The following is a 14,183-nucleotide window of genomic DNA, read 5'->3' on the forward strand; positions in this document are numbered from 1 at the left end:
AAAGCGGCAGCGGCCTAGGCGCCTGTGGAACCCTAGGACGGCAAAGTAGCGAAGCCGCCACGCGCACATATTACCGCAGATTAGCTTCCTGTTTTCAGGAAATCGGCGCGATGCGGCGTGAAGCTGTCAATGAGCCGGCCTGCCTCCAGCGCTATGACGCCATGGACCACGCCCGACGGTGCGATGAAGCTGTCGCCTGCGGAAAGAACCGTGCTATGCCCGCCGACCGTGACTTCGAACTTGCCTTGCGCGACATAGCTCGCCTGAACGTGCGGGTGCGAGTGCGGCGCGCCGATACCGCCTTTTTCGAAGGCGAATTCTACCATCATCAGCTCGTCCGTGTGCAGGATGACCCGGCGTCGGTTGCCCTGTCCGAGATCGACCCATTCACCTTCGTCGCCGCGGGCGAAAAGTTTCGTTTCCATCATCGTCTCCTCATCTCGCGAGCCAGCCGCCGTCGACCGGGATAACGGCGCCATGCATGTAGTCCGAGGCCGGGGCGAGCAGGAACACCGTCGCGTCGCCGATGTCATCCGGCGTGCCCCAACGCCCGGCGGGAATGCGCTCCAGAATTGCGGCACTGCGCTTGGCGTCGGCGCGGAGCGCCTCGGTGTTGTTGGTAATGATATAGCCGGGCGCCACCGCGTTCACATTGATGCCCTTGGCAGCCCATTCGCAGGCAAGAATCCTGGTGATGCCCAGCGCGCCATGCTTGGACGCGGTATAGGAAGCCACGCGTATGCCACCCTGGAAGGAAAGCAGCGAAGCAATATTGACGATCTTGCCCCGTCTTTGCTCGGCGAGCAGGCGGCGACCGTAGGCCTGGCTCAGGAAGAACAGCGATCCGAGATTGACGTCGATCACGTCGTCCCAGTCTGCCTCGGTGAAATCCACCGCGTCGGCGCGGCGGATGATCCCGGCATTGTTGACCAGGCCGTCCAGCGGACCATGCTCGTTCCACAATCCGTCGATCAGCGAGCGGGTCGCTTCCCGGTCCGAAAGATCGGCGTTGGCGGGAATGAAGCTTCCGCCGGCTTCGGCGACCTTCTCCACGGTGTCGTCCATGGTGGAGCGGCCCACGCCGATCACCGTGCCGCCGGCGCGGCCGATCGCGACCGCAATTCCCTGGCCGATGCCGGTATTGGCACCGGTGACGATGATGCGGCGTCCGGCAAGGCTGAAAGCGGACGGCATGCTCATCTGAGTGCCTCCATCGGCACCATGTCCACATCGGTGTAGTCGACATTGTCGCCCGCCATGGCCCAGATGAAGGCGTAGCTCGACGTTCCGCAGCCGGAATGAATGGACCAGGGCGGCGAAAGCACCGCCTCGTCCTTCGCCATCACGATGTGGCGAGTTTCTGCCGGCTCGCCCATCAGATGCAGGACGCGCGCGCCGTCAGCGAGATCGAAATAGAGATAGGCTTCCATCCGCCGGTCGTGCACGTGGCAGGGCATGGTGTTCCAGACCGATCCTGGAGCAAGCTGCGTCATTCCGACAACGAGCTGGCAGGTCTTCACGCCTTCCGGGTGGATGAACTGGAAGATCGAGCGCTCGTTCGAGGTGGCGGCGCTGCCGAGATCGAGCCGCTTGGCATCGCCGATGCGGATATGGCGGCTCGGCAGCGCCCGATGAGCTGGCGCGCTAAGCAGGTAGAATTTGGCAGGTGCCGTCGGATCTTCGGACGAAAAGGTGACCTCTTCGCCCAAACCCGCATAAACCATGTCGCGCGGCTCGAGCCGGAAGCTCTCCCCGCGCAATTCGATGCGGCCGGCGCCGCCAATGTTGACGGCAATGAGTTCGCGCCGGTCGAGGAAGTGAGACGTGCCGGTAGGACGGATGGTCTCGAGCGCCAGAGGCTCATCCACCGGCATCGCGCCGCCGACGACCATGCGGTCGTAGTGGGTATAGGTGAGCGATATTCGGCCCTGGCGGAAGAGATCGCCAATGTGGAAATTCGCGCGCAGTGCATCGGTATCCATGTGTGCGGCGGTGGCCGGGTCGATGGCGTAACGGATGGTGTAGTCGATATGGCTTGCGGTCATCGGCTCGCTCTCGGTTGGGGAAAGGAAATCAGACCCGGCGTTTGGCGGCGCCCCACTCGGCCTGCTGACCGCTCAGCCGGACGCGATACCGCTCCTGGCTGGCGGTCAGATGGGCGCGCATGGCGGCGCGGGCGGCTTCCGGGTCACTGGCGGAAATGGCTTTCAGGATTGCCAGATGCTCGCGCTGCAGGCTTTCCTGATATTCACGCGACAGAACGCTGTCGGTACCCCAGGGCGAGGCGACGTCGCAGGGGATGGCCCGCATGCCGAGTGCGTCGAGCACCTCGACATAATAGGGATTGTTGGTGGCGGCCGCGATCGCCCGGTGGAAGGCGAAGTCGCTCTTGCCCGTCGCCTCGCCGCGCTCGAGCAGGCGGTCGAATTCGAAGAAGGCCTCTTGGATCTGCGCCTCCTGGGCGGCGTTGCGTCGAAGCGCTGCAAGACCCGCGCTTTCGATCTCAAGCCCCATCCGCACCTCGATCACATTCAGCGCATGGGAGATCTTGTTGCCGACGTCGAGGCTGATCGAACCGAAGGCAAGCGTCGGGTGATCCTTGACGAAGACTCCGGCGCCCTGCCGCGGCTCGACAAGGCCATCGGCCGCAAGGGTCGCAATTGCCTCGCGGACCACGGTGCGGCTGACGCCGAAAATGTCGCTCATCCGGCTTTCGGTCGGCAGCTTCTGGCCTGGCGGGATTTCGCCTTTCAGCACCTGCTGCCGGAGCGCGCTCGCGACGCGCTCGGAAAGTTTCGGTTTGCGCTCGATCTTGAATTCGGCCAGGTGGCCCATGATGCTATTACCCTTTGAATACGCTCGGCAACCAGAGCGAAAGGGCCGGAACATAGGTGACGAGCCCGAGGACGATCAACCCCGCCAGATAGAAGGGCCAGATGCTACGCATGGCCTCCCAGACGGAGATTCTTCCGACCGCGCAGGCCACGAACTGCACAGCGCCAACGGGCGGCGTGTTGAGGCCGATGCCGAAGTTCAGGATCATGATCACCCCGAAATGAACCGGATCGACGCCATAGGCCATCGCTACCGGCAGGAAGATCGGCGTGCAGATGATGATGGTCGGCCCCATGTCCATAAAGGTGCCGAGGAACAGCATCAGGACGTTGATCAAGAGGAGCACGATGATCGGATTGTCCGAGATCGTGTTCATCCAGTCGATCAGCGCGGCGGGCACTCTCAGGAACGCCATCAGCCAGGAGAAAGCGGCTGCCATGCCGATGATGAGCAGGACCATGGCGGTCGTGCGCACGGCGCCGAAGGTGGCGTGGACGAAATCCTGCCAGGTCATCTGCCGATAGACAAAGACGGTTACCGCGAGCGCATAGAGAACGGCGATGCAGGAACTCTCGGTTGCCGTGAATATGCCCGAGCGGACGCCGCCGAAGATGATGCCGATGAGCAACAAGCCGGGAACCGAGACCAGCAGATATCGGCCGACCCTGCCAAACCCGGGAAAGGTCTCGGTGGGGTAGCCGCGCCGGCGCGCCACGAAATAGGCGGTGACCATCAGGGCAGCCGCATAGAGGAGGCCGGGAAGGATACCGGCGGTGAAGAGATCTGCGATCGAGATCTTTCCGCCCGCCGAGATCGAATAGATGATCATGTTGTGCGATGGAGGCAACATCAGCGCGATCAGTGCCGCCATGGAGGTGACGTTGACGGCATAGTCGGCGCCGTAGCCGCGCTCCTTCATCTGCGGGATCATGAGCCCGCCAACGGCCGCGGCTTCCGCGACTGCGGAGCCGGAAATCCCCCCGAACAGGGTGGCCGTGACGATGTTCACTTGCCCCAGCCCGCCGCGGATATGCCCGACCAGCGAGGCGGCAAAGGTGACGATTTTCTGGGCGATGCCGCCGCGCACCATCAGGTCGCCGGCATAGATGAAGAATGGGATGGCGAGCAGGGAAAACACGCTCATGCCGGAATTCAGCCGCTGAAAGATCACCAGCGGCGGCAGCCCCAGATAAAGCACGGTCGCAAAAGACGCGACGCCAAGGCAGAAGGCGATCGGCGTTCCGATCAGCATCAGGAGCGTGAATACGCCGAAGAGGATCATCATATCCATATGATCACGCCTTTACGTTCGCGGTGTCGAGTTCGGCGGCGACCTCCGCCGGCGGCATTTCGTCGAGAAGGTCGTCGATGGGTTCGCCGGCAAGGCGCAGAACGATGCGCTCCAGGGCAAACAGGCTGATGAGGACACCGCCGGCAACCAGCGGCACGTAGCTCCAGCCGCCGGAGATCTGGAGCGAGGGCAGGGTGGTGTTCCAGGTGAGTGCGACGAGCTGACCCCCGTACCAGATCATCCCGGCGCCGAAGGCGAGGGCGACGAGATCCGAGATCATGCGCAGCCATTTCTTGCCGCTTTTCGGGACGACGTAGAGCAGCACGTCGAATCCGAGATGATAGTTTTCGCGAACGCCGACCGCGGCACCAAGAAAGATGAACCAGCTCATCAGCATGACTGCGCCAGGCTCGGTCCAGCTCGGCGAGTCGTTCAGCACATAGCGGCAGAACACCTGCCACGCCACGATGGCCGTCATCACGACGAGGCCGACGCCGGCCGACCAGAGCGAGAGCGTGCCCAGCCAGGACAGCGCGCCGCCTATTTTTGTCAATCCGTTGGACAAGGTTTCATTCCCTCGAAGGGATGGGCAGGCTGCTGCATCTTTCCAGTGAGCGTTGCGCGTCTAATGACGCGCAACGCTGTAGGCCCGCCCATCGGACTCGTCATTGCACCGCCTGCACGTCTTCGACCAACTTCTTCAGGACCGGGTCGGCGGCGTGCTTTTCGTAGACCGGCTTCATGGCGTCGATGAAACCTTGTTTGTCGGGCGTGGTGATCGTCGCACCGGCCGCTTCGATCTTGGCACGCGACTCCTTGACCTTGGCGACCCAGAGCTCACGCTGCTTGGCGACGCTGTCCTTGGCGGCCTGTTTGAATATTTCCTGGTCTTCCGGAGCAAGCTTGTCGAAGGCAGCCTTGTTCATCACGAACACTTCCGGAAGGATGGTGTGTTCGTCGAGCGAGAAGTTCTTGGCCACTTCGAAATGCTTGGCGGTGTCGTAGCTCGGGAAATTGTTCTCCGCGCCGTCGATGACACCGGTTTCGATCGCCGAATAGACTTCGCCATAGGGCATCGGCGTGGCATTGGCCCCAAGCGCGGCCACCATGTCCACGAAGATGTCGGACTGGATGACGCGGAACTTGAGTCCCTTCATGTCGGCGACGGAATTGATCGGCTTCTGCTTGTTATAGAAGGAGCGCGCGCCGGCATCGTAGTAAGCAAGGACCACCAGTCCGGCGCTTTCGAACGCGGTCTTGATCTGGTCGCCAACAGCGCCGTCCATGACCTTGTGCATGTGCTCTTCAGAACGGAAAAGGTAAGGCAGCGCCGGAACGATCGTTTCCTTCACCGTGCCGTTGAAGGGCGCCATCGAAACGCGGTTCAGCTCGATGACGCCGGAACGCACCTGCTCGATCGTGTCCTTTTCCTCGCCGAGCTGCGCAGAATGGTAGACCTCGACGGCGTAGCGGCCAGCTGTGCGTTCCTTGACCAGTTCACCGAAATATTCGACCGCCTCGACCGTCGGATAGCCGTCCGGATGCGTGTCGGATGAACGCAGCACCGTCTCGGCACTGGCCGCGCTGGCGATGAATGAAGCGGCAGCCAACAGACCTGCCGCAAATTTGACTAAGATTTTCATGCTTTCCTCCCGTTTTGCATGATTTGATGTCTCGAATCTTTGCGGGACCATAGGCAAGGTCCGGCGCAAGCTCCTATGCGCCTCCCTGAGGCGGTGTCGCGCGATGCGCAGTCCACCCATCCGGCGCGCAATATCGCGGCGCGCGAGGGTGAACGGAAACGCCCCTGATGCCCTTTTCCAGCGTCACACCCTGATTGAACAGCATGTGAAACACACCGTGGTCCGGCACGACGAGGCGTTGCGCAGGACCGGGAAAGGGCGCGTTGATCGCATTCCAGCGTGGCTCGGTATGCCCATGCGGGCTTACGATCGGCCGGGCGTCGACGCCGGTCGAAAGGCCGCGCGCTTCTCCCGGAAACAGAAGATCTGGATCGATCAGCCCCTTCATTTTGACCCGCTCCTCCAACAGGTTTTCTATGGCTAGAGCTTGTAAGGTATAATGTCAACATACGAAATTCATCAAGTTGTATGATGAATTTCTTGCGTCGGACGACATCTCGTCGTAGACAGAGCGGAGGAGAAAGCGCGTTGGGGAGGGATCATGCGCACGCTTGGAACGCTTGGCTGACGGAGAGACCGAAATGGCAAAGCTGCGCATTGGTGTGATCGGGCTTGGCATGGCGGCGGCGCCGCATGCCAAAAGCCTGCTCGACCTCAAAGACAGGGTTGAGGTCGCTGCCGCCTTCAGCCCGACGCCTGCGAGGCGGAAGACATTTTCCGAGACCTATGGTTTCGCGACCTGTGACGTCGCCGAAACGATATTCCGTGATCCGTCGATTGCCGCGGTCATGGTGCTGACGCCGCCCAATACGCATCTCGAGCTCGTGCGGCGGGCCGCCGAAGCGGGCAAGCATGTGCTTCTCGAAAAACCGCTGGAGATCATACACGAGCGAGCGGAGGCCCTGGTCGAAACGGCGGAGCGCGCAAGGATAAAGCTTGGCATCGTGCTTCAGCACCGCTTCCGCCCTGTCGGTGAGGCGCTTGCGAAGCTGATCAACGAGGGGCGCCTTGGCGAGATCGTCAGTGCCTCGGCGCGTCTCCACAACTGGCGGCCACAGAGCTATTACGATCAGCCGGGACGCGGGACACTGGCTCGCGATGGCGGCGGCGTGCTGCTCACTCAGGCCATCCACACTCTCGACCTTCTGATCTCGCTCGCTGGCCTTCCGGAGGAGGTCAGGGCCTATGCGGCGACCAGCAAGGTGCACCGCATGGAAACCGAGGACCTGGCAATGGCGGCCATCCGTTTCGCAAACGGAGCGATCGGAACGGTGAGTGCCACCACCTGCGCCTATCCCGGCTATCCGGACGAAATCGACATCATCGGCACGCGTGGCATGGCCCGTCTCGGCGGGCGAAGCCTTACCGCTTCCTTCCACGATGGATCGGAATCGTCGCTCGAAGACGACGCGGCCGGCGGTGCCGGCGCCGATCCTATGGCGTTCCCGCACCACCATCATCGCGCGGTGCTTGCCGATTTCCTCGATGCCATCGCCGGCGGGCGAGAGCCGCGCGTGAACGGGCGCGAAGCGCTAAAGGTTCACCGCTTCATTGCCTCCATTCTCAGTGCCGCCGAAAGCGGCCAGACGCAGCATCTCTAAACACTTCCCCGAGCCCAAGGATGCCGAAAATTCTCGCCAGTCGGGAATAGGTCCCGACGGCGTCGTCCGTTCGTGCGATGGCGTCGTGGTTCGAACCGTGGAGACGAGGACAGGTCCACAACAGGATTGAGGAGGACGATGAGCGGGTGAGTGTCGGCCTGCCGCCGCGCACCTCTATTCCACGAGGTAAGTCTCGGTGGGACCGATGCCCCGCAGATCCAGTACGCAACGTGGCTCGAGCGCCCACTGACCGTGAAGGGCGCGCCTCGTCGCTTCCGAGATCTGAACGCGATCGGCAACGCCCTGCGATTCCAGGCGGCTTGCGATGTTCACAGTTTCTCCCCACACGTCGTAGACAAAACGGAGCCGGCCGATCAGACCGGCGACGACCGGTCCCGAATGGATCCCGATGCGGACTCGAAAGCGGTCGCTGTCCGGGGGCATGTCGCCCAACGCTTTCTGCATTGACTTCCCGAGAGCCACGATCCTGTCGGCGTGATCCGCTGTAGGTTCTGGAATGCCGCAGGCGGCCATATAGGCATCTCCGATGGTCTTGATCTTTTCCACACGATGCTGCTCAGCCAAGAAATCGAATGTCCTGAACATCCCATCCAGCCGCCTGACTAGATCGGAGGGTGGCAGCCTTGCTGCAATGGGCGAGAAACCGACGATATCCGCGAACAGAATGGAAACCTCTTCGAAACGGTCGGCGATAACCTCCTCGCCGCCCTGCAATCGGGCAACGATCTGGTCGGGCAGGATCGCGTGGATCAGCGAATCAGCACGCCGCTTCTCCATTTCGATACGCTGCAGATAGCGGTGCTCGCGATCAAGCCAGCGCTTCTTCTCGAGAGCGGAGTTGATGCGCGCCCGCAGCAGTATCGGATTGAAGGGCTTTGTAAGATAATCATCGGCTCCCGCCTCGATACAGCGGGCTACCGCCGCAACTTCACTTAAGCCCGATATCATGATCACCGGGACATGCCGCCACCGGTTTTCACCCTTCAGCCGCGAGAGAATCTCGATGCCGTTCATGTCCGGCATCAATATGTCGAGCAGGATAAGATCGAATTCATCTTCGTCCAGTCTCTTGAGCGCGGACAGACCGGAATCAGCAGTGGCGACGTGATGACCTTCACGCCGTAGGCGGCGGGAGAGAAGATCGCGATTGCTGGCGACGTCGTCGACGACCAGAATCCTGCCGGCCTGCTCGGGCCATGCGCCACGATCGGCCTTGAAGAGCAGCCGTTCAAGTTCCGCCGCGTCGATCTTGGCTTGATCCCCTGGGTGAAGGGTCTCGATTGCTTCTCCGCGCGAAAGACCGGCGATGGCGTCGACCTGCTTCAAAAGCTCGGCCGCCGCCGCCAATATCACACCGAGATCCTCTCTCAGCGTGAGCTCTCGCAGATCCCCGGCATCCTCAAGGATCATTTCGGAATAGCCAATGATGGCGTTGAGAGGCGTGCGCAGATCATGGCGGAGCCTGGCCTCCGTCTCCCCACCTTTCCCAGAGCCGGTGTTGCCGTCAATTAGGCGATCGATGAGGTCGTTCAGTTGCCGCGCCGCGGCGCCGATCCGCTCCAGGTCTGCCTGCATATGGGGCAAGCCGAGCTCCCGCGCCTGCTCGAGCAGCAGCTCTTGAAAGCCCATGATCGCCCGCGCTGGCCCGGCCAGCCGCTGTTCCACGTGGGCGGCGATGGCTTGGCGCTGGAATTGGTTGCCGATACTCATGGCAATGGCCGCTCAATGAGGTGTCGCGAGCAGTTGCTCGATCTTCCGGACAAGCTGCGAAAGGTCGACTGGCTTGCTGTCATAATCGTCGCAGCCGGCCTCAAGAGCCATGTCCCGATCGCTCGCCATTGCGTGGGCAGTCAGCGCGATGACGGGAATCCTGGACGTCACCGGATTGGCCTTGATCAGTCTGGTCGCTTCCCAGCCGTCCATCACCGGCAGGCTCATGTCCATCAGGATCAGATCCGGCTTTTCCAAAGCGGCAAGCTCGACGCCGGCCTTTCCGTTTTCTGCAATCAGCACATCGAAGCCGCGACGAGACAACCGCCGCGAAAGCATGTCGCGGTTCATTTCATTGTCTTCCACCAGAAGGATTGTCGTCATTTCCGGGTCTCCTCCTGTCTTGCGCTTCAGCCGTGGGTAATGGCCTCACCAGCCGTTTCGCGTGATCCTATCTGGCGCTCGAGAGCCTCGACCAGTTGGGACCTGCTGTTTGCGCCTTTGTTCACGACAGCGACCGCCCGGTCGCGCAGCCAACTCAACTCGTTTGCAGAAAGGTCCTTCGAAGTGACCACGACCACCGGAATGTTCTGGAGTTCCGGAATCCTCTGCATCTCGTTGAGTGTCTGGAATCCATCCATTTCCGGCATGAGAAGATCGAGCAGGACCAGGCGCGGCATAAGCCGTTTCATCAGTTCGAGGCCGCGGACGCCGTCGGCTGCCTCGTGCACCCTCCAATCCCGCTTTACCAGAATGCGGCGGAGGAATTCGCGGGAAGCCTGATCGTCGTCGATGACCAGTACGTCGCGGTTGCCGCTGCCGTAAGCCTCGATGGTCCGTATGAGCTTTTCCGTGTCGATGGGCTTGGTCATATATTCGACCGCGCCGAGTGAGAGGCCGAGTTCGCGATCCGCCAGGATCGTCGCAAGGATCACAGGAATCGTGCACAGTTCGGGATCGCTCTTCAACGTGCGCAGCACCGACCAGCCGTCCTGATGCGGCATGATGATGTCGAGAATGATTGCGGCGGGACGATGCTCCCGTGCGGCGGCTATTCCTTCCGCTCCGCTTGCCGCCTCTATCGAGGCAAGCCCCGCTTCTGCAAGCGCTTTCGCGATTAGGTCGCGGGCAGCCGGTTCGTCGTCGATGATGAGTGCGGTGCGACCCGGCTGAACGATCGGCGGCGGCTCTGCTGCCCGAGGTTCGTCAGCTTCCCGCCTGCATTGCGCCGGCACTTCCATCGTGAAGACCGAGCCTTTTCCGGCCTGGCTTTCGACTTTGACGACGCCGCCTATCATGCGGCAGAAGCTGCGGGTAATGCTCAAGCCCAAACCTGTACCGCCGTAATTCCGGGTCGTGGAAGCATCGGCCTGGGTGAAGGCATTGAAAAGCCGTTGCTGCTGTTCCGGGGTCATGCCGATCCCAGTATCGGACACTTTGAACACGAGCCAATCGCGATCCGTTCGCCTTTCGCGTCGAACTGAGAGCGTTACCCTGCCGCCATTGGTGAATTTGGCCGCGTTGCTGAGCAGGTTGAAGAGATTTTGGCGCAGCTTGGTCTGGTCGGAGTGCATCTCGCCAAGGTCGTCGTGGACGTCCTCAATGAACTCGTTCCGGTTCTTCGCCATTAGCGGCGCGACGGTAGCGCTTACGTCGCGGAGCAAGTCCGCGACGTCGAAGGTTTCCAGAAAGATTTCCATCTTGTTGGCCTCGATCTTCGAAAGGTCGAGGATATCGTTAATAAGCGACAGCAGATGCCGGCCGGCAGACGCTATTTTGTCAAGGTCCGGGACGAGTTCGTCGTCGTTGTGGTCGCGCGCTTCCTCTATCAGCATCTCGCTGTAGCCGATGATCGCGTTCAGTGGCGTACGCAATTCGTGGCTCATGGAAGCGAGAAAACGACTTTTCGCCTCGCTTGCCGATTCTGCGTTGCTCTTGGCTCGCTCGAGCTCGACTTGCCTCTGCTTGAGTTCGGTGATGTCCGTGTAGACTGCGACCGTCCCGCCATCGGGAATCTTGCGTTTGGTAATGCGGACCCACTTGTCGCCGAACCGCTTCTCGTCGACGAGGCCCGCAGGATCCCTATGAAGGCGCAGGCGATCCTCAATCCATTCTTCCGGCGATTTGCCTTCGAGGTCCACTTGCCCTTTTGCCAGGTTCTGCTCGAGGATTTCGCGGAAGCTCTTGCCGCGAAGCTCGTTCGGGTTGTGATTGGGGAAAATTTCGCAATATTTGCTGTTGGCGACCAGGATCCTGTCGTCCGGATCATAGAGAACGAACCCATCGGAAATCGCCTCGAGCGCCGCGGCTATCGTCCGCCTCTGCCGCTCTGCCTCGTCTTCGAGCCTTTTCTTTTCGATCGCGCTTTGCTGGAAGAGCAAAAGCGTCTTCGCCATTGCTCCGAATTCATCGCCGCTCTCCTCAGGAATCTCGACGTCGTAGCGTCCTTCCGTCAGATCTCCGATCACGCGATTGAGACGCCTGAGCGGTCCGACGATCGAGCGCAGGACAAGAAGCGTGAGGAAAGAGCCGATCAGGACTAGGACACCCACCAGGATGGCGGCGGCCGTGGCGGTCCGCTCAGTTTGCGCGACGACCTCGTTGCGGGCCGCCTCCGCATCCGCCTTTACCTGCTCGACGAGTTTGTTGAGATCCGCATCGACCTTGCCGCTGTGGGTGCGTGCCTTTGCCAGAAGAGCGTTGCCGACGATGCGGTTGTCTTGCGTATAGCTGTCCGTTGCCTGCAGCGCCGTTTCGACATAGGCATCGACCTGCGCGCGGATTTCCTCGACCGCTTCGGGCGAGTGCTTCGCAAGCCGCTCTAACTGGACCTGCAGGCGTTCTCGGGCCTCATCGGCATTGCGCTGCGAATTCATCAGCAGGCTGACCGAGAGATCGGTCAGCCAATACCGTAGATCGCCGAAGGCGACATGCGCCGTGGCCGCTGATGCTGCGCGGTCGAATAGTTCTCTGGTTTCGGCCATGCGCTCGGCGCTGCGATAGAGCGCCTGTGTGAGAAAAACGGATGACAGGATAAGGCTGATCAGGCCGGCTGCAGTCAGTGTAGCGACGCGGGCGGAGATCGGCAGGTTGGCGAGCCGGCTGGCGCGCTTCTTGGCCGATGCCGGGGCTGCCTCGAACGCCCGCTCCTGTTGCCCGAGCGCGCTCATTTGAACAAGACGATGCTGATCGCACCGCCCAGATCGCCCGCTTTGCCGCCTTCTTTGGGATAGCCGGTGATGTCGATCTCGCCCTTCGGTTCACCGTGACAGGAAAGACAGGATTCCGTGTAGTATTCCGGCAGCAGCATCCGGAAAGCAGGGCGGCCGTTGACCTGAGCCGCTTCCGTATAGGCATCACCCTTCGGCCTCTTTGGGTCCGAGAAGACTTCATTGATGACGCGTGTCTCCCAAGTATCCGGCAGCGACTTGCGGTTCCGGACGAGGACCTCCGGCGCAGTCACGCGGACCAGCGCCTCGTTTCCCACTTTGGTGGCGAATTTCTCGTTCATCAGGCGCGCGAAAACCGCTGGGACGAAACCCTTAAAGCCGATGCCGCGGCGGTTTATGTCGTCCTGCCGCTGGTCGACGACTTCACGCATAGCCTCGACCTGTGCCCGGAGCAGTTTGTGGTCGCGCGCCTCGAGATCACCGGAGATCAAGTCAACACCGGTACGCTTGCCATAGAGGGCAATCGCCTCCGCCGTGAAACGCTCGCCATCGAGATGCTTGTCTCCGACGGCTGGATCGTTAATCACCGACTGATAATTCGAAAGGACGCTTCGGGCGGCTCTGAGCAATTCCGCAAGCCGCGTCCCGGTCGCTACATCAGCGGCCTCTTCAGCCGCCGCTGGAGGCAAGAGGAGGATGCAACCGGTTAAAAATGCGAAAACACAGTTTCGCGCCAAGGCGGTAAGAGCTTCCATTTTGGTGTCCCTCCGGGAGGAAGCGCAATCCGGAAACATACCACAGGAAGGGCACTGGAAGAACCATCTCTGGCAAGTTGCGCCACAGTTTGGGCCGCGAGCGGCAGGTTTGAAACGGTGGGTCGGGTCATTGTCGATGCGGTAGTGGTCAGGCGAAGCCTGATTTTCGTCAGAGGCGTCTTAAAAAGGCACGTCGCGGCGATAGCGGTGCTGCGTGCATCGGCCGGCCACCGGTTGGGTAAGCCCCTCAAGCCTGCCGAAAAGAGATAGAGCCGCGATAGCTGTGTCGGCTTCGTGGTCTCGGACACAGTTGACTCGCTCGCACGGGTTGGTACTATCGCGATTGGTATGACCACTTGGCCACTTGGCCGCCGGTAATCGCAAGGCTGTATTCGAGGGACACGATGTTCTCTGCCGTGGAATCGCGCCGCCTGTATCGTCAGGTCGCGGACCAGATGCGAGCCCTGATCGAGCGTGGCGAGTTGGCGCCCGGCTCGCGGCTTCCGGCTGAGCGGGAACTCGCACAGAAGCTGGGGGTTTCCCGCCCCACCATCCGCGAGGCGTTGATCGTGCTCGAGGTCGAGGGCTTCATCGACATCCGCATGGGGTCGGGCATCTATGTTACGGCACGCAAGGACGCAGCATCGGATACGCCGCCAGAGGATTTCGAAGGTCCCTTCGAATTGCTTAGGGCGCGGGCGGTGGTCGAGTGCGCGATCGCCGAGGAGGCTGCCCGGCTGGCCCGGCCCGAGCATATAACCGTCATGGACGACAATCTGGCGCGGATGGCTGCGGCGCTCGAAGACCGGCGCCAGTCGCTTGCGCTCGATCGCGAGTTCCATGTCATCGTCTCGAGCATTATCGCCAATCAGACGCTGAACCGTTTCGTCGGCAGCATCCACGACATGCGCATGACGCCGTATTTCGAGAAGCTCGCGAGCTATTTCGAAAACACCGAGACCTGGCGCGCCGCGATGGAGGAACATCGCACGATCCGTGACGCGATCGCTGCCGGCGATCCGCCCGCCGCACGCGCCGCGATGCGTGCGCACCTCGACCAATCTCAACTTCGCCTGTCGGCGAGCTTCGGGGAGGAGCCGTCCGACAGCACGATACCCGCCGCGTGGAGGCGTACCGGGGGCAATTAGCGCTTTTGT

The 14,183-nt window shown here is 61.4% G+C and carries 13 protein-coding genes and 1 pseudogene; 2 read left to right on the top strand and 12 right to left on the bottom strand.

All coding sequences use genetic code 11. From position 1 onward, the window contains the following. Positions 1-80: 80 nt before the first annotated feature. From QN224_RS10470 to QN224_RS10505, 8 genes and pseudogenes are all read right to left on the bottom strand, one after another. On the bottom strand, positions 81-428 hold the full coding sequence (locus QN224_RS10470; protein WP_173512108.1) for a cupin domain-containing protein: 348 nt from the start codon (positions 426-428) through the stop codon (positions 81-83). Between the two features lie 7 nt (positions 429-435). Beyond that, positions 436-1,200 carry a 2-dehydro-3-deoxy-D-gluconate 5-dehydrogenase KduD gene (gene kduD / locus QN224_RS10475; protein ID WP_283976594.1) on the bottom strand — a complete coding sequence of 255 codons (765 nt, stop codon included), beginning with the start codon at positions 1,198-1,200 and terminating at the stop codon, positions 436-438. Continuing rightward, positions 1,197-2,045, bottom strand: a complete 849-nt coding sequence (gene kduI / locus QN224_RS10480) for a 5-dehydro-4-deoxy-D-glucuronate isomerase (protein WP_283976595.1) — start codon at positions 2,043-2,045, stop codon at positions 1,197-1,199. The genes kduD and kduI overlap by 4 nt, the downstream gene beginning before the upstream one ends. Positions 2,046-2,073: 28 nt before the next feature. Next, positions 2,074-2,835 carry a FadR/GntR family transcriptional regulator gene (locus QN224_RS10485; protein ID WP_173512111.1) on the bottom strand — a complete coding sequence of 254 codons (762 nt, stop codon included), beginning with the start codon at positions 2,833-2,835 and terminating at the stop codon, positions 2,074-2,076. Positions 2,836-2,842: 7 nt separating this feature from the next. Beyond that, positions 2,843-4,126 carry a TRAP transporter large permease gene (locus QN224_RS10490; protein ID WP_173512112.1) on the bottom strand — a complete coding sequence of 428 codons (1,284 nt, stop codon included), beginning with the start codon at positions 4,124-4,126 and terminating at the stop codon, positions 2,843-2,845. Positions 4,127-4,130: 4 nt separating this feature from the next. Further along, complete coding sequence (locus QN224_RS10495; RefSeq protein ID WP_283976596.1) at positions 4,131-4,691, bottom strand: TRAP transporter small permease; 561 nt, start codon at positions 4,689-4,691, stop codon at positions 4,131-4,133. A 100-nt stretch (positions 4,692-4,791) separates the two neighbouring features. Beyond that, on the bottom strand, positions 4,792-5,769 hold the full coding sequence (locus QN224_RS10500) for a TRAP transporter substrate-binding protein (RefSeq protein WP_283976597.1): 978 nt from the start codon (positions 5,767-5,769) through the stop codon (positions 4,792-4,794). A 175-nt stretch (positions 5,770-5,944) separates the two neighbouring features. Then, positions 5,945-6,157 (bottom strand): annotated as a pseudogene (locus QN224_RS10505) (glucuronate isomerase); the annotation flags it as partial. Positions 6,158-6,350: 193 nt separating this feature from the next. Here QN224_RS10505 and QN224_RS10510 point away from each other — a divergent pair. Beyond that, the gene (locus QN224_RS10510) at positions 6,351-7,370 is read left to right on the top strand and encodes a Gfo/Idh/MocA family oxidoreductase (RefSeq protein ID WP_283976598.1); all 1,020 of its coding nucleotides are present in this window, start codon (positions 6,351-6,353) and stop codon (positions 7,368-7,370) included. Positions 7,371-7,544: 174 nt separating this feature from the next. Here QN224_RS10510 and QN224_RS10515 read toward each other — a convergent pair whose 3' ends face one another. Genes QN224_RS10515 through QN224_RS10530 form a run of 4 tightly spaced genes read right to left on the bottom strand, consistent with a single transcriptional unit; the run spans position 7,545 to position 13,026 of the window. Further along, the gene (locus QN224_RS10515; RefSeq protein ID WP_283976599.1) at positions 7,545-9,101 is read right to left on the bottom strand and encodes an adenylate/guanylate cyclase domain-containing protein; all 1,557 of its coding nucleotides are present in this window, start codon (positions 9,099-9,101) and stop codon (positions 7,545-7,547) included. Positions 9,102-9,113: 12 nt separating this feature from the next. After that, positions 9,114-9,485, bottom strand: coding sequence for a response regulator (locus QN224_RS10520; protein WP_283976600.1), 372 nt, complete (start codon positions 9,483-9,485; stop codon positions 9,114-9,116). Between the two features lie 26 nt (positions 9,486-9,511). After that, complete coding sequence (locus QN224_RS10525; protein WP_283976601.1) at positions 9,512-12,271, bottom strand: response regulator; 2,760 nt, start codon at positions 12,269-12,271, stop codon at positions 9,512-9,514. Continuing rightward, positions 12,268-13,026 carry a DUF3365 domain-containing protein gene (locus QN224_RS10530; RefSeq protein ID WP_283976602.1) on the bottom strand — a complete coding sequence of 253 codons (759 nt, stop codon included), beginning with the start codon at positions 13,024-13,026 and terminating at the stop codon, positions 12,268-12,270. Before QN224_RS10530 ends, QN224_RS10525 begins: the two co-directional genes overlap by 4 nt. 404 nt (positions 13,027-13,430) lie before the next feature. On the opposite strand from QN224_RS10530, the gene QN224_RS10535 reads away from it, so the two are divergent. Further along, entirely contained in the window at positions 13,431-14,174 is a 744-nt protein-coding gene (locus QN224_RS10535) for a FadR/GntR family transcriptional regulator (RefSeq protein WP_283976603.1), read from the top strand. The last annotated feature ends 9 nt before the right edge of the window (positions 14,175-14,183 follow it).

The sequence above is a fragment of the Sinorhizobium sp. 7-81 genome (assembly GCF_030124405.1).
GTDB lineage: Bacteria > Pseudomonadota > Alphaproteobacteria > Rhizobiales > Rhizobiaceae > Sinorhizobium > Sinorhizobium psoraleae.

What these genes read in the sequence shown, in the direction of transcription:
- QN224_RS10490 (WP_173512112.1), bottom strand. Translation starts at nt 4,126, where the DNA reads ATGGATATGATGATCCTCTTCGGCGTATTCACGCTCCTGATGCTGATC.
- QN224_RS10530 (WP_283976602.1), bottom strand. Translation starts at nt 13,026, where the DNA reads ATGGAAGCTCTTACCGCCTTGGCGCGAAACTGTGTTTTCGCATTTTTA.
- QN224_RS10470 (WP_173512108.1), bottom strand. Translation starts at nt 428, where the DNA reads ATGATGGAAACGAAACTTTTCGCCCGCGGCGACGAAGGTGAATGGGTC.
- kduD (WP_283976594.1), bottom strand. Translation starts at nt 1,200, where the DNA reads ATGAGCATGCCGTCCGCTTTCAGCCTTGCCGGACGCCGCATCATCGTC.
- kduI (WP_283976595.1), bottom strand. Translation starts at nt 2,045, where the DNA reads ATGACCGCAAGCCATATCGACTACACCATCCGTTACGCCATCGACCCG.
- QN224_RS10520 (WP_283976600.1), bottom strand. Translation starts at nt 9,485, where the DNA reads ATGACGACAATCCTTCTGGTGGAAGACAATGAAATGAACCGCGACATG.
- QN224_RS10485 (WP_173512111.1), bottom strand. Translation starts at nt 2,835, where the DNA reads ATGGGCCACCTGGCCGAATTCAAGATCGAGCGCAAACCGAAACTTTCC.
- QN224_RS10525 (WP_283976601.1), bottom strand. Translation starts at nt 12,271, where the DNA reads ATGAGCGCGCTCGGGCAACAGGAGCGGGCGTTCGAGGCAGCCCCGGCA.
- QN224_RS10515 (WP_283976599.1), bottom strand. Translation starts at nt 9,101, where the DNA reads ATGAGTATCGGCAACCAATTCCAGCGCCAAGCCATCGCCGCCCACGTG.
- QN224_RS10535 (WP_283976603.1), top strand. Translation starts at nt 13,431, where the DNA reads ATGTTCTCTGCCGTGGAATCGCGCCGCCTGTATCGTCAGGTCGCGGAC.
- QN224_RS10500 (WP_283976597.1), bottom strand. Translation starts at nt 5,769, where the DNA reads ATGAAAATCTTAGTCAAATTTGCGGCAGGTCTGTTGGCTGCCGCTTCA.
- QN224_RS10510 (WP_283976598.1), top strand. Translation starts at nt 6,351, where the DNA reads ATGGCAAAGCTGCGCATTGGTGTGATCGGGCTTGGCATGGCGGCGGCG.